General features: G+C 63.3%; 15 protein-coding genes. 12 read left to right on the top strand and 3 right to left on the bottom strand.

The features are described from left to right. Positions 1 to 176 precede the first annotated feature (176 nt). From B3397_RS10645 to B3397_RS10610, 8 genes are all read left to right on the top strand, one after another. Positions 177 to 1,289 carry an LLM class flavin-dependent oxidoreductase gene (locus B3397_RS10645; protein ID WP_296249816.1) on the top strand — a complete coding sequence of 371 codons (1,113 nt, stop codon included), beginning with the start codon at positions 177 to 179 and terminating at the stop codon, positions 1,287 to 1,289. After that, positions 1,286 to 2,449: an acyl-CoA dehydrogenase family protein gene (locus B3397_RS10640; RefSeq protein WP_296249814.1), complete on the top strand. Its 1,164-nt coding sequence runs from the start codon at positions 1,286 to 1,288 to the stop codon at positions 2,447 to 2,449. The genes B3397_RS10645 and B3397_RS10640 overlap by 4 nt, the downstream gene beginning before the upstream one ends. 50 nt (positions 2,450 to 2,499) lie before the next feature. Then, positions 2,500 to 3,297 (top strand): class II aldolase/adducin family protein, encoded by a 798-nt coding sequence (locus tag B3397_RS10635; protein WP_296249811.1) that lies wholly within the window; start codon positions 2,500 to 2,502, stop codon positions 3,295 to 3,297. Positions 3,298 to 3,603: 306 nt separating this feature from the next. Next, the gene (locus tag B3397_RS10630; RefSeq protein WP_296249809.1) at positions 3,604 to 6,036 is read left to right on the top strand and encodes a TonB-dependent receptor plug domain-containing protein; all 2,433 of its coding nucleotides are present in this window, start codon (positions 3,604 to 3,606) and stop codon (positions 6,034 to 6,036) included. A gap of 45 nt (positions 6,037 to 6,081) precedes the next feature. After that, positions 6,082 to 7,710 (top strand): ABC transporter substrate-binding protein, encoded by a 1,629-nt coding sequence (locus B3397_RS10625; protein WP_296249807.1) that lies wholly within the window; start codon positions 6,082 to 6,084, stop codon positions 7,708 to 7,710. After that, positions 7,707 to 8,657, top strand: a complete 951-nt coding sequence (locus B3397_RS10620; RefSeq protein WP_296249806.1) for an ABC transporter permease — start codon at positions 7,707 to 7,709, stop codon at positions 8,655 to 8,657. The genes B3397_RS10625 and B3397_RS10620 overlap by 4 nt, the downstream gene beginning before the upstream one ends. 3 nt (positions 8,658 to 8,660) lie before the next feature. Continuing rightward, positions 8,661 to 9,578: an ABC transporter permease gene (locus B3397_RS10615; protein WP_296249804.1), complete on the top strand. Its 918-nt coding sequence runs from the start codon at positions 8,661 to 8,663 to the stop codon at positions 9,576 to 9,578. Further along, positions 9,575 to 11,197, top strand: coding sequence for a dipeptide ABC transporter ATP-binding protein (locus B3397_RS10610; protein ID WP_296249803.1), 1,623 nt, complete (start codon positions 9,575 to 9,577; stop codon positions 11,195 to 11,197). Before B3397_RS10615 ends, B3397_RS10610 begins: the two co-directional genes overlap by 4 nt. Positions 11,198 to 11,302: 105 nt before the next feature. Here the strand turns inward: B3397_RS10610 and B3397_RS10605 are convergent, their stop codons facing one another. Continuing rightward, entirely contained in the window at positions 11,303 to 12,979 is a 1,677-nt protein-coding gene (locus B3397_RS10605; protein ID WP_296249802.1) for an NAD-dependent malic enzyme, read from the bottom strand. Between the two features lie 255 nt (positions 12,980 to 13,234). Here B3397_RS10605 and B3397_RS10600 point away from each other — a divergent pair, with 255 nt between their 5' ends. After that, entirely contained in the window at positions 13,235 to 15,589 is a 2,355-nt protein-coding gene (locus B3397_RS10600) for an FdhF/YdeP family oxidoreductase (protein WP_296249800.1), read from the top strand. 194 nt (positions 15,590 to 15,783) lie between these two features. Here B3397_RS10600 and B3397_RS10595 read toward each other — a convergent pair whose 3' ends face one another. After that, the gene (locus B3397_RS10595; protein WP_296249799.1) at positions 15,784 to 16,881 is read right to left on the bottom strand and encodes a catalase family protein; all 1,098 of its coding nucleotides are present in this window, start codon (positions 16,879 to 16,881) and stop codon (positions 15,784 to 15,786) included. A 168-nt stretch (positions 16,882 to 17,049) separates the two neighbouring features. Continuing rightward, a complete protein-coding gene (locus B3397_RS10590) occupies positions 17,050 to 17,622 on the bottom strand; it encodes an SPOR domain-containing protein (RefSeq protein ID WP_296249798.1) in 573 nt (190 codons plus the stop codon). Between the two features lie 150 nt (positions 17,623 to 17,772). On the opposite strand from B3397_RS10590, the gene B3397_RS10585 reads away from it, so the two are divergent. The 3 genes from B3397_RS10585 to B3397_RS10575 all read left to right on the top strand — a co-directional run bounded on the left by B3397_RS10585 (position 17,773) and on the right by B3397_RS10575 (position 18,837). After that, on the top strand, positions 17,773 to 18,069 hold the full coding sequence (locus tag B3397_RS10585; RefSeq protein ID WP_296249796.1) for a DUF6388 family protein: 297 nt from the start codon (positions 17,773 to 17,775) through the stop codon (positions 18,067 to 18,069). Between the two features lie 54 nt (positions 18,070 to 18,123). Then, the gene (locus B3397_RS10580; RefSeq protein ID WP_296249794.1) at positions 18,124 to 18,324 is read left to right on the top strand and encodes a hypothetical protein; all 201 of its coding nucleotides are present in this window, start codon (positions 18,124 to 18,126) and stop codon (positions 18,322 to 18,324) included. A 279-nt stretch (positions 18,325 to 18,603) separates the two neighbouring features. Next, positions 18,604 to 18,837, top strand: coding sequence for a DUF6555 family protein (locus B3397_RS10575; RefSeq protein ID WP_296249790.1), 234 nt, complete (start codon positions 18,604 to 18,606; stop codon positions 18,835 to 18,837). Positions 18,838 to 18,900 lie beyond the last annotated feature (63 nt).

Below are 18,900 nucleotides of genomic sequence, written 5' to 3'. Positions count from 1 at the left end.
GGCACTCGCCTGAAATCGATTATTTTTATATTGATGAAGATCGTGATTCTCTAATCGCATAATTAGCATAGAACCAAAAATGCTTTTACAGCGGATTTGAGCCGGCATAAGGTCTATCCAGACCGACCCCTTTCCTGGCGGAGGCCCCCTTATACCTATCCAGGAGTGCCCCCTCAGTGAGCCTCGAATTCATCGGCCTGATCGGCCCGCAGGAAAGCAGCGAATCTCAAGCCCCACGTGGCCCAGGTGTAGACCTGGCCTTTATCAAGGCCTTTGCCCAGGCTCAGGAATACGCCGGCTTCGACCAGGCGCTGCTGGCCGTCAATACCAGCGCTGCCGACTCCATGATCCTGGCCAGCTACGTGGCCGCTCATACCGAAAAACTCGGTCTGCTGGTGGCGCACCGTCCAGGCTTCCAGGCTCCTACGTTCGCCGCGCGCCAGTTCGCCACCCTCGATCAGCTCAGCCGTGGCCGTGCAGCGATCAATGTCATCACGGGCGCGGACAGCGGCGACCTGCAGCGTGACGGCGACTTCCTCGACAAGGATGCGCGCTATGCCCGCACCGAAGAGTACCTGGACGTGTTCAAGCAGGTCTGGACCGCCAACGAGCCGTTCAGCCATCAAGGCACTCATTACCGCGTCGAAGACAACCTGACCCTGGTCAAGCCGGTTCAGCAGCCGCACGTGCCGATCTATTTCTCCGGCGCCTCCGATGCCGCCGTGGAAGCCGCTGCCAAACATGCCGACGTCTACATGATGTGGGGTGAGCCGCTGGAGAACATCCACGAGCGCATCGCTCAGGTACGCAAGGCCGCTGCGCGCTATGGCCGGGAAAAACACATCCGCTTCAGCCTCTCCCTGCGTCCCATCCTGGGCGCCACCGAAGAACAGGCCTGGGCCCGTGCCGAACGGATTCTGCAGGATGCCCGCGTGCTCCACGACCAACGCAAAGGCAAGCGCCGCGAGCTGAACACGGGCAAGAACAACGCCGGATCGCAGCGCCTGGTGGATATCGCCGCGCAGAAAAGCGTCCACGACACCCGCCTCTGGACCGGCATCGCCGAACTCACCGGCGCGGCCGGCAACTCCACATCGTTGGTGGGTACTGCCGACCAGGTCGCCGAAGCGGCGCTGGAATACTACAAGCTCGGCGTGAGTACGTTCCTGTTCCGTGGTTTCGATCAGCTGCGCGATGCCGTGGAATATGGCCAGGAACTGCTGCCGCGGATTCGTCAGCGGGTGGCTGAACTGGAAAGCCCGGTGTATGCCGTAAAGAGCGCCCGATGACAGCCGCAGCCCACAACACCATCGCGCTGCACCCACGCAACCTGACCAGCGTGCTGGCCGAGGTCACTTCCGAGCTGGCCAGCAGTGCCGCCGAGTACGATCGCAGCGGCGCGTTTCCAGCGGCCAACTTTGCTCTGCTGCAACGCCATGGCCTGCTGGGCTTGGTGGTGCCCACCGCGCTGGGCGGCGGCGGCGCGGACCTGGCGACGGCGCGCCAGGTGATCGCCGCCGTGGCCAAGGGTGAACCGTCTACCGCGCTGATTCTGGTGATGCAGTATCTGCAACATTTTCGCCTGCAGGACGACAGCCGTTGGCCGCTGCACCTGCGCCAGCAACTGGGACGCGAGGCTGTCGAGCACGGCGCCCTGATCAATGCCTTTCGCGTCGAGCCCGAACTGGGCACCCCGGCCCGCGGCGGTCTGCCGGCCACCGTGGCCAGGCGCACCGCTGAAGGTTGGCGGCTGTCCGGCAGCAAGCTGTACTCGACCGGCAGCCACGGCCTGACCTGGTATGTGGTATGGGCCCGCAGCGACGATCCGCAGCCGTTGGTAGGCGGTTTCCTGGTGCACAAGGACAGCCCCGGCATTCGCATCGTCGAGGAGTGGGACCATCTGGGCATGCGCGCCACGTGCAGCCATCGAGTGGAATTCGAAGACGTTCTGTTGCCGTTGGAAAACGCCGTCTCGGTCAGCCCTGCCGATGCCCCCGTGGCCGAACTCGACGGCCAGACGCTGCTGTGGATGTCGGTGCTGTTGCCCACCCTTTACGACGCGGTCGCCCACGCCGCACGGGACTGGCTGGTGCAGTTTCTGCAACAGCGGGTACCGACCCACCTGGGCAAACCGCTGGCCAGCCTGCCGCGCTTTGAAGACGTGGTCGGTCGTATCGACACGCTGCTGTTCAACAACCGCGCGCTGCTGGATTCGGCGGTCAACGGCGGGATCGATGCCAGGCACGCCGTGCAGCTCAAGCAACTGGTCAGCCAGAACGCCATCGCCGCGGTCGAACTCGCCGTTCAAGCCAGCGGCAATCCAGGCCTGTCTCGGCAGAACCCGCTGGAACGCCATTACCGCAACGTGCTTTGCAGCCGCATTCATACCCCGCAAGACGATGCCGTGTTCGGCAGCGTGGGCCGCAATGCCCTGAGCGTGACCCCCTAACCCCTATTCTCGACCTTGAGGGCGCCCTGGCGCGCCCGAGGAGCCAACCGATGTCCGCTTTGTCCGCTGTGTCTACTGCCCACCAGAGCACCACCCGCGAACGGGTCAGTGCCGCTGAATGGGAAGTGCGTGTCAAACTCGCCGCTGCCTACCGCCTGGCCGCCCTGTTTCGCTGGACCGACCATATCTATACGCACTTCTCGGCCCGCGTACCGGGGCCGGAAGAGCACTTCCTGATCAACTCGTTCGGTTTGCTGTTCGATGAAATCACCGCCTCCAACCTGGTCAAGGTGGACGTGGATGGCACCATCATCGATGACCCATTGGGCGTGGGCATCAACCAGGCCGGCTACGTCATCCACAGCGCCATTCACCGCGCCCGGCCCGATCTGCAGGCCGTGCTGCATACCCACACCCGCGACGGCGCGGCCGTGTCGGCGCAGAAGAACGGGCTGCTACCGCTGTCCCAACATGCGCTGGTGTACTACAGCCGCGTGGCCTACCACAGTTACGAAGGGGTAGCGCTGGACCTGGACGAGCAGGCGCGACTGGTGGAGCACCTGGGTGAGAGCAACATTCTGATCCTGCGCAACCACGGGCTGCTGACCGGCGGCGTCAGCGTAGAGCATGCCTTTCGCGAACTGCATGGTCTTGAGCGTGCGTGCAATATCCAGATCGCTGCGCAGGCAGGCGGCAATGACGATCTGCTGCATGCCCCGGAGGCGGCCATCGAGAAAGTCCGCCAGCAGACCGCGGCGTTCATCGACGGCAGCAATCCAGGCATCCAACGGCATTGGGATGCATTGATTCGCCAACTGGACCGCGAAGGAACCGATTACCGCGACTAACCCGTTCCCCCATACGCCGCCCCCTATGTAGGAGCGGCGTACAGCCGCGAATGCGCCCCCCCCAAAACCCATCCCTCCCAACCCCTACCCACCCCCCACTTTTTATTCTCCACCCGCATCAAAACCAACTTTTATATTCATCATTTACATAATATTCATATACCCAAATAGAATTTCCAATTGGTTTCTTATACAAATACCATCAAAACCAGACGACATCGTTCCCCTTCCTCTCCCATCAGCCAGGCTTTTTCCACCTGCACCCGCACCAAGGGCCAGGGCCAGTTCTAACGGACCACGCCCAACATGCCAGACACTTTCTACCCTCGTTCCCACAAGACCTTCCTGCTCGGTGCGATCAGTTGCGCGCTGCTGCTGGGCGAGTTCACGCCCAAGGCCCAGGCCGCTACCGAGGGTGCCACCCTGGGCACAGTCACTGTGATCTCCACCGGCGTGCGTGGCCAGCAACGTACCGTTGCCGACAGCCCCGCGCCCATCGATGTGATCAATAGCGATCAGCTACTCAAGACCGGTCGCGCAGAACTCTCCGAAGCCATCTCCAAGCTGCTGCCGTCGTTCAACTTCGGCACCAACATCGCCGGCTACAACTCGGTCACCCGACCCCTGAGCAACCGAAGCCTGGGCCCGGCCTACACGCTGGTGCTGGTCAACGGCAAACGCCGCCACAATGGCGCCGTCGGCCAACGCGGCAACGTCGACAACAGTGGCGCCAATGCGGTGGACATCGATCTGATTCCGGTCAGCGCCGTGGATCACATCGAAGTGCTCAAGGACAGCGCCGCGGCTCAATACGGCTCGGACGCCGTCGCCGGCGTGATCAACATCATCCTCAAGACCGGCGCCTCCGGGGGCCACGTCGAGAGCAGCTACGGCAAGCTCTATTCCGGCGAAGGGGAAACCATCAAGTTTGCCGGCGACCAGGGCTTCGCTCTCGGCGACGGCGGTTTCGTGCACCTGGCCGCCGACGCCCGGCGGCGTGGCGATGCCTCCTGGAACGGCAAGGCCGACAGCAGCGTCCGGGCGTTCAGCGACCCCATCAAGGAAGCCGCCTGGGACCGCGTTGCGATCAAGAACGGCGATCCCGACCTCAAGGCATTCAACCTGGCCTACAACGCCCAGTTGCCGCTGGACAACCTGACCCTGTATTCCTACTCGACCTACGGCGAACGCGATGCCGAAGCCGCCAACTATTTTCGTCTGCCCACCGGCACCGCATCGGTTCCCGAAGTATTCCCCGACGGCTACTACCCGCTGAACAACATCAAGGATCGCGACTACCAGTTCCTGTTTGGCGGCAAGGGCGAGCTGGCCGAGTGGAACTGGGACCTGAGCACCACCTACGGGCGCAACAACGTCCACCATTCCAGCGACCTCAACATCAACCCTTCGCTGGGCACTGCCTCGCCCACCAAGTTCGACAACCTGGCGACCTTTCGCTTCGAGCAGTGGGTGAACAACTTCGACCTCACCCGCCGCTACGACAGCTTGTTCAACCTGACGTCACCGGTACAGGTGTCGGCGGGCCTGGAGCATCGCTGGGAACGTTTCAGCACGTTCGCCGGCGACCCTGAGGCCTATATCACCGGCACCTACCCCGCCGCCACCGGCGCCCAGGCCGCGGTGACCATCCGCCCCGAGGACGAAGTCAGCCTGATCCGCAACAACTACGCCGGCTACCTGGACCTGGGCTTCGACCTCACCGACCGTTGGTTTCTGGACGTGGCCGGGCGCGTGGAGCACTACGACGACGATTCGGGCAATACCTTCGGCCTCAAGGTCAACTCGCGCTACGAGCTGACCGACACCGTGGCCGTACGCGGCACGGTCGGCACCGGTTTCCGCGCGCCGTCACTGACCCAGATCGGCTACACCGTGGCTGACAACCGGGTCAACACCGACGCCAACGGCAACGTGGTGCCGGCCGTGACCCGGCTGACGCCTTCGGGTAGCGATCTGGCCAAGGCCCTAGGTGGCGACGACCTCAAGCCCGAGAAATCCCGCAACCTGGGCCTGGGGCTGACCTGGCAACCCGCGCCGCGCACCAGCATCACCGCCGACGCCTACCTGATCGACATCGATGACCGCATCACCCTGACCAGCAATATCTACGACCGTGGCAACGGGGTGATCACCGACATCCTGCAATCTCAGGGCGTGGCCAGCGGCACTTGGGTCAACTACTACACCAACGCCTTCGATACCCGCACCCGCGGCCTGGACATCGTCGCCGACCACACCACGCCCTTCGACAACTACGGCGACATTCGCTGGAGCCTGGCCTTCAACTGGAACAAGACCACCGTCGAAGGCGTGCGCGATACGCCCGCGAGCCTGGCCGGATCGGGGATCAACCTGGTGGGTCGGGATCGCGAAGGCGACCTGACCGAGGCCAGCCCGAAAACCAAGTGGATCCTGGGTGCCAACTGGAAAGTCGCTGACCTGGCGGTAAACCTGCAGACCACGCGCTATGGCGCGGTGAAAACCCTGGCAGTGAACCCCAGCGGGGATCGCAGCTTCGGCGCCAAGTGGATTACCGATCTGGACATCGCCTACACCTTCTTCGACCAACTGACGGTGAGCGTGGGCGGTACCAACATCTTCGACAAGCGTCCGGACAAGAACGCGGTGTACAGCAACCTCGGCCTGGCGGCCTACGGCAACCCGCCGTTCTACCCCGGGGGTGGGTATTGGTACAGCAAGATTGCATACGATTTTTGAGGATGGCCGCTGCACACAACACACATTTCAACTAAGGGAACACCCATGAAATTCCAACGCACCCTGGCCAGCGCGGCCATCCTGATGGCCCTGGGCCTGACCTTGCCGGGCTGCTCACCCAGCGATGCCGACGCCAACGCCGCCAGCACCCTGAAAATCGCTTTCTTCGGCGACAACACGCAACTGGTCAGCCTCGACCCATTCCAGGTCTACTGGCTCGAACACCGCGTCGTGCTGCGCAACGTCGTCGAATCACTCACCGACCAAGACCCGCAAACCGGCAAGATCATCCCCTGGCTTGCCGACAGCTGGACTATCAGCGACAACGCCCGTGAGTACACCTTTCACCTGCGCAAAGGCGTCACCTTCAGCAACGGCGAAGCCTTCGATGCCCAGGCCGTGAAGACCGCCTTCGACAGCAACAAGGCTTTCGCCAGTGAACTGCCGGCCACCTTCGGCGCCACCTACCTGGCCGGTTACGACCACGCCGAAATCATCGACCCGCAGACCGTCAAGATTGTCCTGGCGCGGCCCAATGCCGGTTTCCTTCAGGCCACCTCGACCACCAACCTGGCCATCCTGGCGCCCGAGAGCTACCGCCACAGTGCCAAGGAACGCTCGCTGGGGGCGATCATCGGCAGCGGTCCATTCGTGCTCGAACACTACACCCCCGAAACCGGCCTGAAACTGGTCAAACGCAGCGGCTACGCGTGGGCCTCGGCCAACGTGCAGAACAAGGGCGAGTCGCACCTGGACAGCATCGAGGTGAGCTACGTACCGGAGGAAAGCGTCCGCAACGGGCTGTTCCTGCAAGGTCAGGTCGACATCCTCTGGCCGCGGGCGCCGTTCTCCGAAGTCGACACCCAGCTGCTGCAAAGCCGCCAGGCCACCATTCAAAGCCGCTCCCTGCCAGGGCCCGCCTGGAACCTGTACCCCAACACCCGCGGCAACCGCATCCTGGCCGACGAAGACGTACGCCAGGCCATCCAGGCGGCCATCGACCGCAAGAGCTACGCCGCCACCGTCTACAACCCCGCGTTCCCGGTGGTCGACGGCGTGTACGACATCACCACACCCTACCTCCGCAGCCAGGGTCACAAGCTCGACTACCGCCCCGAAACGGCCACACAGCTTCTGGGCAAGGCCGGCTGGGCGCCAGGCCCCGATGGCTATCGCTACAAGGACGGCAAACGCCTGAGCCTGACCTACAACATCGCCGAGCGAGAAACCGCCGGTGACGTGCTGATCCAGGATCAACTGCGCAAAGTGGGCATCGATCTGCAGCTCAAGGTCCAGACCAAAGCCGAGTGGGCGGCCGCCAATGCCAACGGCAACTATGACCTGACCTACAACTACATGACCCGCGCCGATCCGATCATTCTGCAGACCATCCTCGATCCGCGCAGCGCCAACAGCTCGACCCTGGCCACCAATATCTACACCCCGGCCACGCTGGCCAAGGCCCAGACCCTTTTCGACACCGGGCTGACCGCAACGGCCAGCGACCAGCGCGCGCAAGCCTATGGCGAACTGCAGGATCTGCTGATCGATCGGGCCTCGGCGATCCCGGTGTATGAGCGAGTCTGGCAGGCAGCCACCTCGGCCAAGGTGCACAACTTCCGCTGGAGCGCCGAAGGCTTTGCCTTCCTCAACGATATCGAGGTCAAACCATGAGCCGCTACCTGCTCGGCCGGATTGCCCAGGCCTTGTTGGTGCTGTGGGGCGCCTACAGCATTACCTATTTCATTCTCTACCTGCTGCCGGGTGATCCGTTGAGCATCATGCTCAGCGCCTCCGGCATGGAGATTGACGCGCTGTCGGCCGAGCAACTGGCCAAGGCCCGCCACTACTACGGCCTGGATCAGGGCCTGTTCGAGCGCTACTTCCAACTGCTCTGGGGCGTGCTGCATGGCGACCTCGGCCAGTCGTTGACGCTCAATCGCCCGGTCACCGCCATTCTGGCCGAACGCCTGCCGCAAACCCTGGCCCTGGCCGGCTCGGCCATCGTGTTGTCGCTGCTGGGTGGCGTGGGGCTGGCGTACCTGGCTGCCTACGTGCGCTGGCAGCCGCTCAAGGTGGCGCTGGCGCGGTTGCCGGCGCTGGGCTTCTCGATCCCGGTGTTCTGGATGGGCCTGCTGCTGATTCAGGTATTCGCCTTCACCCTGGGCTGGTTCCCGGCCACCGGCAGCCAAGGGGTTGCCAGTGTGGTGCTGCCGGCCATCACCCTGGCCATTCCCAGCGCCGCGGTGTACGCCCAGGTGCTGCAGCGCGGCTTTCAGGACGTATGGCGCGAGCCCTATATCGTCACCGCCTACGCCAAGGGCCTGAGCCGCGCCCAGGTGCAAGCTCGCCATGGCCTGCGTAACGCGGCGCTGCCGTTGCTGACCTTGATCGGCCTGCAGGTGGGCAACACGGTCTCCGGCGCGGTGCTGGTGGAAACCATTTTCTCGCGCAACGGCGTCGGCCGACTGGTGCAGGAAGCTGTATTGCGCCAGGACATCCCGCTGGTGCTGGCGGTGGTCACCGTGTCGGCCGCAGCGTTCGTGCTGATCAATCTGCTGGTCGACCTGCTGTACCCGATCCTCGACCCGCGTATCACCCATACACCAAAGGTGGCCTGAACCATGAGCGCATCCGACCGCAGCCTTGCCTCCTCTTTCGATACCAGTAGCACGACCGCTGCCCCTGTCCCAGCCCAATGGCGGCCGCGCAGTCGCTGGCAACGTATGGTCGAGCAGACCGCGCCGTTGCTGCGCCGGCCGGGCTTCATGCTCGCCACGCTGATGGTGCTGCTGACGCTGATTGCCGCCCTGTTGCCGGGGGTGTTCAGCCACTACGACCCGTACGCGACCCTGCCCTCGGCCAAACTGTTGCCGCCGGGCGCCAGCCATTGGTTCGGGACCGATGAGCTGGGTCGGGACCTGTACACCCGAGTGCTTTACGGTGCCCGGCTGTCGGTGCAGGCAGCCTTGCTGGCGGTCGGTCTGGCGCTGTTCAGTGGGTTGGGCCTGGGCATCGTCGCCGGCTTCATTGGCGGGCGAATCGATGCGCTGATCATGCGGGTGATCGATGTCCTGCTGGCACTGCCCGGCCTGCTGCTGGCGCTGGCGATCGTCACCGCCATCGGCTTCGGTACCGTGCCCGTGGCCGTGGCGGTCGGGGTGGGCATCATTCCCGGCTTTGCCCGCACCACCCGCGCCGAAGTGTTGCGCATCAAGACCCTGCCCTACGTCGAAGCCGCACGCCTGGGCGGCGCCAGTTGGACGCGGACCCTGCTGCGCCACGTGCTGCCCAATGCCTGGGGGCCGGTGATGGTGCTGGCCACCCTGGATTTCGGCGCGGCGATCCTGGCCACCGCAGGTTTGAGTTTTCTGGGCTTCGGTGCAGCGCCACCGGCCGCCGAGTGGGGCACCCTGATCGCCAACGGCCGCCATTTCCTTATCACCGCGCCCTGGGTGTCGCTGTTGCCGGGCTTGTTCCTGGTGCTGGTGGTGTTCAGCCTCAACCACATTGCTCGCACCTTCGAGGAGATTCAGCGATGAGCCACTTGATCGAGGTCCGCGACCTCCACGTCAGTTACCACAGCGGCCAGCGCATCACCCAGGCGGTGCGTGGGCTCTCGTTCGATCTGGCGGCGGGCGAGACGCTGGCTATCGTCGGCGAATCGGGCTCGGGCAAGACCACCCTGGCCAGTGCCCTGCTGGGCCTATTGCCCAGTAGCGCGCGGATCGACAGTGGCAGCCTGAACGTGGGCGGCCAGGACATCAGCCACGCCAGCGAACGCATCAAGCGCCAACTGCGCGGCCGGGTGATCGGCCTGGTACCCCAGGACCCGATGGTCAGCCTCAACCCCACCCTGAGCGTGGGCCGGCAGATCGGCGAGAGCCTGGTGCAGGCCCATGGCCGTCGGTATCCCGCACTGGATGCCGACGTGCTGGAGCTGCTCGAACAGGTGGGGCTGGACAACCCCGAACTGCGCGCCCGCCAGTACCCCCACGAGCTGTCCGGCGGCATGCGCCAGCGGGTGTTGATTGCCATCGCCCTGGCCGGCAACCCGCAGGTCATCATCGCCGACGAGCCCACCAGTGCGCTGGATGTGACCGTGCAGAAACGCATCCTCGATCACCTCGAGCAATTGGTCAAAGCCCGCGGCATTTCGCTGTTGATCATCACCCACGACCTGGGTGTTGCCGCCGACAGGGCCGACCGGGTGTTGGTGATGCGCGGTGGCGAGCGGGTGGAACAGGGCCCGGCGCGTCAGGTGTTGTCGGCACCGAGCCAACCCTACACGCGCGCCTTGCTGGCGGCGGCCCCGGCGTTTGCCACAGGTAAGCGACCGGCACCCTACATCGCCACTGCAGCATCGCCCCTGTTGAGCTTCGAGCAGGTAGGCAAGCGCTTTCAATTGCCACGGCACAAGGGCCAGGCCGGCAGTTTCCAGGCACTGCAGGGGCTGGATTTTCAGGTGTATCACGGCCAGACCCTGGCCATTGTCGGCGAATCGGGCTCAGGCAAGAGCACCAGTCTGCGCATCGCTCTGGGCCTGGAGCAGCCCAGTGAAGGGCGTGTGCGCTTCGACGGTCAGGACCTCAACGGCTTGAGCTGGGGTGATTTCAGGCCGCTGCGCCAGCGTATGCAGTTGGTGCAGCAGAATCCGTTCTCGGCGCTGGACCCGCGCTTTACCATTTTTCAAAGCGTGGTCGAGCCTCTGGTGTCGTTCGGCCTGGCCAAAGGCCGGGAGCTGGAGCAACGGGCACGCCAGTTGATGGAGCAGGTGCAACTGCCCGCCAGCTTTCTCGACCGCCTGCCCCGAGAGCTGTCGGGCGGTCAGCGCCAACGGGTCGCAATCGCCCGCGCCCTGGCGCTCAAGCCGGACCTGTTGCTGCTGGATGAACCAGTGTCGGCACTGGACGTGTCGGTACAGGCACAGATCCTGGACCTGCTGCGCGGCTTGCAGACGCAGTTGGGGATTGCCTATGTGCTGGTGTCCCACGACCTGGCGGTCGTCGCCAGCCTGGCGCATCAGGTGGTGGTGTTGCGTCAAGGCCAAGTGCTGGAACAAGGCCCAGCGGCCCAGGTACTGGAGCACCCCCAGGATCGCTACACCCAAGAGCTCCTCCAAGCCATCCCAGGCCGACGAGCACCCGTAGCAGCGGCGTAAGCCGCGTCAAGCCCTCCCCCGCCCCCCAAACTACCAAACAGGGGCAGGGATTGTCTGGACAGTATGAATGGCGTGGGCAGTGACGCGGCTCACGCCGCTGCTACGTTACTGGGGTTGGCGCTCGTATAGTCTGTAGACCGGCTTCCAGAACTGAGCCTCGATAGCCTCGGCCAAAGCCGATTCCTGCATCGGCGCGGCGACCTCATCCCGTTGCGCCGCCAGACCCACCGCCAGGGCAATTTTCTTGCTCACCGCCTGCACGTCGCGCAGTGGCGGCAACATCTGCCCCGCCGACGCGCTGTCGGCCAACGCCTGGGCGGAGGCCATCAGCATGCCGTCGGTAATGCGCGTGGCCTTGCTGGCGATGGCGCCCAGCCCGACGCCGGGGAAAATATAGGAGTTGTTGCACTGCGCAATGGGGAACGTCTTGCCCAGCACTTCGATGGGCAGGAACGGACTGCCCGTGGCCACCAGCGCATTGCCCTCGGTCCACTGCAGAATGTCCTTGGGATGGGCCTCGATCTGCGAGGTCGGGTTGGACAACGGCATCACGATCGGTGTCCGGCACTGGCTGTACAGCGTTTCCACCACCTCCTGAGTGAAGAGCCCGGCCTTGCCCGACACGCCGATCAGTACCGTCGGTTTGGCATTGCTCACCACTTCCAGCAACGACGGCCAGTCTCCGGCAAAGCTCCACGCCGACAAGGCATCGCTGCCATGGGCCAGGCGCTGCTGGAAGTCGTACAGACCAGGCTGACGATCGGTCAGCAAGCCCTTGCTGTTGAGCAGGAACACCCGGCTGCGCGCCTGTGCATCCGTCAGGCCTTCGAGCTGCATAGCGGTAATGATCTGCTCGGCAATGCCGCAACCGGCCGAACCGGCACCGACGAACGCCACGGTCTGCTCCGACAGGCGCTGGCCCTTGACCTTGCAGGCGGCCAACAACGTTCCGACGGTGACCGCCGCGGTGCCCTGAATGTCATCGTTGAAGCAGCACAGCCGATCCCGGAAACGCTCCAGCAACGGCATCGCATTGCTCAGGGCGAAATCCTCGAACTGCAGGATCGCCTCCGGCCAGCGGCGCTGAACGCCTTCGACGAACGTCTGCAGGAACTGGTCATAGCGCTCGCCACGCACGCGCTCTTCGCGTCGGCCGAAGTACAGCGGATCGGCCAGGCGTTCTGGGTTATTGGTGCCCACGTCCAGCACCACCGGCAAGGTGTAGGCCGGGCTGATGCCACCGCAGGCGGTGTACAGCGACAGCTTGCCGATGGGAATGCCCATGCCACCCACGCCCTGATCGCCCAACCCCAGGATGCGCTCGCAGTCGCTGACCACGATCACCTTGACGTTGTCCTTGGTCACGTTGTTGAGGATCTCGTCCATCCGCGCTTCGTCTTCGATGCTGATGAACAGGCCGCGGTGGCTGCGATAGATGCGCGAAAATTCCTGGCACGCCTTGCCGACCGTAGGGGTGTAGATGATCGGCAGCATCTCGTCGATGTGGTCATCGACCAGACGATAGAACAGGGTCTCGTTGGAATCCTGGATCGAGCGCAGCAGCACGTGCCGCTCCAGATCGGTGGCGCACGCCTGGAACTGATGATAAGCGCGACTGCATTGCTGCTCGATGGTCTCGACCTGCTGCGGCAGCAAGCCTTGCAGGTGCAGCGCATCGCGTTCTTGCTGAGTGAACGCGGTGCCTTTGTTCAGCAGTGGCGTGCCCAGCAGGACCGGGCCGGTGAAGGGAATCATTACGAGGCGTTGCTGGGAGGTGCTCATGGTGCCTTCTCCTTTGTTTTTTGTAGTTGGAATTCAACATACACGCCAATGACCCAAGCTGCCAAAGGTCTTGCCTGGTTGTGACGGGCTCATTCGTGCGTGGAATCTGTGCCACAACATAACAGCAGCAACCGGCGTGCGACATGAATTCGAGGGCTTCACACGATAGTAGCGTGCACGGTCAAGATCCTTCGAACCTTTGCCAGGGCCGCATCGTCGTAATTGCACGCCCCCGAAAAAGTACCGAGGAAAGCCATGAACATCATTCACCCTGCCGCTCACTACAAGCCCTACCAATCGTCATCGGGCGGCTGGGGCTCGGCGTTCTCGGTGATGAACATTCTCTGGCGCCAGCAGGCCCTGGGCAAGGCACCCGCTGCGCTGATCCAGCAGAACAAGCCCAAGGGCTTCGCCTGCGTCAGTTGCGCCTGGGCCAAACCCGGCAACCCTCATGCCCTGGAATTCTGCGAGAACGGCGCCAAGGCCACCGCGTGGGAATTGACGGCGCTACGAACCGGACCGGATTTCTTCGACCGCCACAGCGTGACCGAACTGCGCACCTGGACCGACTACGCCCTGGAGCGTGAAGGGCGGTTGACCCAGCCACTGCATTACGACGCCGCCACCGATCGCTACCGCACCACCACCTGGGAGCAGGCCTATCGGGAAATCGGTGCGCAGCTGCGAGGCCTTGCCCCAGATGAGGTGGTGTTCTATGCCTCCGGTCGGGCGTCGCTGGAAGCCTCTTTCATGTACCAGTTGTTCGCACGCGCGCTGGGGACCAACAACCTGCCCGACAGCTCCAACATGTGCCACGAAAGCACCTCGGTGGGCCTGCAGGAAAGCATCGGCGTGCCAGTGGGCACCGTCACCCTGGCCGATTTCGAGCACACCGACTGCATCTTTTTCTTCGGCCAGAACGTGGGCAGCAACAGCCCGCGCATGCTTCATCCGTTGCAGGAAGCTCGCAAACGCCAGGTGCCGATCATCACCTTCAACCCCTTGCGCGAGCGCGGCCTGGAGCGCTTCGTTAATCCCCAGTCCCCGGTAGAGATGCTGGGGCCGGATTCGACCGTCATCAGCACCCAGTACCACCAGGTCGCCATCGGCGGCGACACCGCTGCGGTGATGGGTATCGCCAAGGCCATACTGGCTCTGGATCGCGCCGCGCTCGAGAACGGTGAGCCGGGCGTCATCGACCGCGACTTCATCGCCGAGCACACCGAAGGCGTGGATGAATTCCTGGCCCAGGTGGATAGCCACGAGTGGACCACGCTGGAGGCGCGCAGCGGCCTGAGCCGCAGTGCATTGGAAGCCGCCGCTACCGTGTACGCGCGCAGCGAGCGAGTGATGATCATCTATGGCATGGGCCTGACCCAGCATCGCCACGGTGTGCAGAATGTGCAGATGCTGGTGAACCTGCTGTTGCTGCGTGGCAACATCGGCAAGCTCGGCGCCGGCATTTGTCCAGTGCGCGGCCACTCCAATGTGCAGGGTCAACGCACCGTGGGCATCAGCGAAGACCCTGCGAAAGTCCCGGTGGAAAAAATCGAAGCGCTGTTCGGCATCAAGGTTCCCGAGCACAAAGGGCTGGCCACGGTCGATGCCTGCGAGGGCATTCTTGCGGGTTCGGTGAAAGCCTTCATTGGCTTGGGCGGCAACTTCCTGCGCGCGGTGCCCGATACCGATCGCATGGAACCGGCCTGGTCAGGCTTGCAACTCAACGTGCAGGTGGCCACCAAGCTCAATCGCACCCATCTGTTCCCCGGCCAGAGCGGCTGGCTGCTGCCGTGCCTGGGGCGCATCGAAAAGGACGTTCAGGACGGCGTGGATCAGGTGTACAGCACCGAGGACAGCACCGGTTGCATTCGCGCCTGGCAGGGCCGCAGTGCACCGGCCAGCGAGCACCTGCGCTCGGAAGTGGCGATCATCGCCGGGCTGGCCGAGCAGGCATTGAGCGGTGGCGAGCGGATTCCCTGGGCGCAATGGCGCCGCGACTACACGCTGATCCGCGAGGCCATCGCCCTGACCTACCCGGAGATTTTCCACGACATGGAAACGCGCATGTGGGAACCCGGCGGTTTCCACCGGCCGCTGGGCGCCGCCGAGCGCAAGTGGACCACGCCGTCGGGCAAGGCACAGTTCGTGACCGCCGCGACCCTGGATGAGGATGACGACATTTCCCAGAACGCCGGTCATCGTGATGTGCTGCAACTGATGACGCTGCGCAGCAACGACCAGTTCAATACCACCGTGTATGGCTATGAAGACCGCTTCCGTGGCGTCAGTGGCACCCGCAGCGTGATTTTCCTCAACCGCAATGACATCGTTCGCCTGGGCTTTGCGCCGGGGGATTGGGTATCGGTGCGCACGGCGATAGAACCCGGCGTACGCCGCGAGGTGGGCCCGTTGCAGATCATTGCCTATGACATTCCGATCAATTGTGCGGCGGGGTACTACCCGGAGTGCAACCCGTTGGTGCCTCTGTGGCATTACGCGAAGAAGAGCAAGGTGCCGGCGGCGAAGTCTGTGCCGGTTACTTTGCATAGGGCGGTACCCAAGGCGGAGGACCTGGGGCGTGCGGTGCCTTGGGGAGATCAGGTGGTTTGAGGGTTTGAGGGTTTGAGGGTTTGGCTGGGAGTGTGGCGGTGAATGGTCCCCTCACCCCAGCCCTCTCCCTGAGGGAGAGGGAGCAGTACGGAGGCGTTGCCTACATCCGCGATCCGCTTTTAGCTCCCTCTCCCCTAGGGAGAGGGCTGGGGTGAGGGGACCATTCACCACCGATCAAAAGCCCCACCCAAGAATCAACGCGGTTCGTGCATCGGGCAGCCATTATGAGTCGCACGGAACTGCGACGACATTTCATAGGAAGGCTTGCGCGCACGCATCACCCCGCCCAGTGGCCGATGCTCCTGCAAACCATGCCAAGGGCTGAACGCCATGCCGTCATCGATCCCTTGTCTGCGCTCTTCGTCCCAGGCCGGTTGCGGCTCCAGGGTGATCCGCGCCACCGTCACGTAGGGGCTCACATCCTCAGGCCACTGCACCGACGCATCCTCGATGGGCATTTTCTCAATATCGGTCGCCAGCTGAATACGCACTTCCCACACCCCGCCGTGATGACTGAAGTGCTCCACCACAGCTTCGCGCAGGCCATCGGGCTTGTCATCCAGGTCGACGGGCTTGTCCGTCAGCGCCGTCAGCTCGGGCGAGACGGGTACCACCGCCAGTTTCGCGTAGTAAGGCCCGTACAGCAGCGGCACGACAGTGTTGTAACTCTCGCCCAAAAGGTTGGTCAGCGGATGGCCGCCCAGGCTCTTGAGCGTACCGCTCTCCCCGCCCATGGCTTCGATGGTGGTTTCCACCCCGCGCAGAACGGCCGACAGCGCACGCTTGAGGCCCGGCCCCTTGTCCGTGGTCTTGGCCAACAGCTTCAGGGTCTTGAGAAACGCCTTGGGGGTGGCCGCGGTGAACGCCTTGGCGTTCTGCATGACGAAATCCTGAGTCTGGTCGCCCTCGCTGCCCGGCAGGCGCGCGCCTTCCACACCGATGATCTTCAAGGCAAGGCCCCGCGGGGTGGAGACCTTGTCGTCCAGCACATCGCCAGGGTTGGTGGAGAAGCGCATCACCACGGGCAATGTCCCAGGGCGCGCGAATACGCCTTGGGCCAGAGGACGCGGCAGGCCATCGAGCACGGTGATCTGCCCGCGCAACAGGCCATGGCTTTTGGCGTGCACACTGCGCACCGCATGACCGCTGTCTTCGAAGGTGGTCTGCATGATGCCGCGCAGCGTCTCGGCCAGTTCCTTGGCGGTCTCGGCTTCGTCATCAGGAATCTGTTCGAAAGACGCTTGGAAAGGTAAAGGCTCGACGCTCAGCGGGTTTACGGACAACTCGTTCATGGGTGCATCTCCGATCAGGCCAGTCAGGGAAACCGCAGGGGCCACGAACACGTTGGCGTGTTTCTGCAAGGGCCACCTGAAGAATCGACTGCTGGCAGATCAAAGACGTTCAGTTGGGATGCTCAAGCCGGCGACAGATGGATGGCCCTCGGCTATCCATGGATCGGGTCAGGGCTTGTCGGCCTCGGTGAATGGCATCACCACCGATTCAATGCCTCGCGAACCCATCAAGCGGGCCCGCTCCTTCTCGGCCTGGGCCTTGCTGTCGAACGGCCCCAGGTAGACCAGTGTCTGGCCGTCGCGCTGGACAAAACTGGCCACGAAACCGTTTTCCACCAGCCGCGCCGCCATGTCGGTCACCGAGCCCATGTTGCGCCCGGAGACGATACGCACTTCCCACTGCTGCCCGGCAACGTCGGCCACCTCTGCCCGTGGCGTGAGCTCCTCGGCGCTGCCGCACACCTCTCGCACCCTCGCATTGTTGCCGTCGGTGTCGATCACCACTTCGAACCCGCTGCCTTGGGGAATGGCCGCGTAGCTTTGATAGGGGCCATAGGCGCCGGAAGCGTCCTTGCCCTTGACCTGGCCGCAATAGTTGCCTTGGTCGGTGGTGCGCACGTTGGTGAAACGAGCCGTCTTGGGGTTCTCCAGTTTTTGCGCCACCGCTTCGTGGGCCTTCTCGAAGGCGGTTCCACAACCGGACAACACCATTACCGCCATCACCATCGTCAACTTGCGCACGCGCCTACCTCCAGAATTCGAGGCGCGGATTTTATCACTAACCGCCGCTCCGCGCGGGCATGCCGGCGGTGGCCCCGACGCACTGGCGAAATACAGGGGCTATGGCATCATGACCACCATGAAACCGTCACCTGGCAATGAGGCCCCGACATGATCGCCAAAGAACACCGTAACGAAGCCGCCCTGGCGAAATTCATCGACGCCCGCCCTGAAATGAAAGAAGAGATCAAGGCGCTCAGCGCTCACGAACAGCAACAACAGATCCAATGGGCCTTCGAAGACGAGGCCCAGGCTCAAGGGCTCGATCCGTGGGAACTGGCGCTGGAACTGATCGCCGAAAACCCGCAGGAGCTCCAGGCGATGCGCCTTGAAGTGCATCAGGAAGTGGCCGAAGCCTTGGGGCTGAGCTGGGAGGACTACTGCGAATTCAACGCGATCGATCGTTGAAGCGATCAATGGCGCGTACACCGATCGAACCCCTCACGCAGGCGCAGCCTCCAAATGCATGATTGCCCCCATCACTGCGGAGGTTTTGCCATAAGTATCGACCTGGATCCCATCCCCCATATCAGCAGCCAGCCTGACGAAGACGAGCCATTCACCGGCGGTGATGCATCGCCGCTCAACGATGCCGATGAAGCAGAAGTACTGCCGGACGATCCGGATGTCGCCGGCGACGATGGCTCCAACGAGCCAAGCTAGCGCTCAATTCGCGTTTGAGGTAGTGCCTGGAGTGCTGTAAACCAACCGTTCGAGGTCGAGAACGGTGGCGAACTTCCAGGCAATTACCGCGAGTACGGCAAGAAAAATCCATTTCTTCATGACTTCCCTCTTTCCTTGGGGATGGCAGCGCGGGCTGCTGGTTGGCGCAGCGAAGCATACAACAAACGCTGTGACACTTGATTGATAGGTTTTTGCCATCACCGAGGGAACTGGCAAAACGCCTTCATGGTCAGACTCCCCTGAAACTGGGAGAAACCTATGACCAGCCGGCTTTCGGACTATGAAATTTGTTATGTTCTCAATGGTGAGGCCAAGCAATTCATTCAACGCGATACACAGATGAACGATGCAGATGCCTGGTACTACGCCACCCTGCATTCCGGTGTCGGGCTGTATTACGGTGGCTGCGATGCCGCAGACAAGGCCGCCATGCTGCGCCGCCACGCCCAGCGTCGCGGGCTCGCGGACGTCAAATGGCGGGGCCTGGAGTGACCTGCCCTTCCTGCGCCCGGGTCTGATTCTTCAGCGGCCGTACGGGCCCCTTCGCGGCTGCAC

The organism is Pseudomonas sp. UBA4194, from assembly GCF_002379585.1.
Taxonomy (GTDB): domain Bacteria; phylum Pseudomonadota; class Gammaproteobacteria; order Pseudomonadales; family Pseudomonadaceae; genus Aquipseudomonas.
The sequence above is the reverse complement of the archived record's forward strand: the minus strand, read 5'-3'. Positions and strand labels throughout refer to the sequence as shown.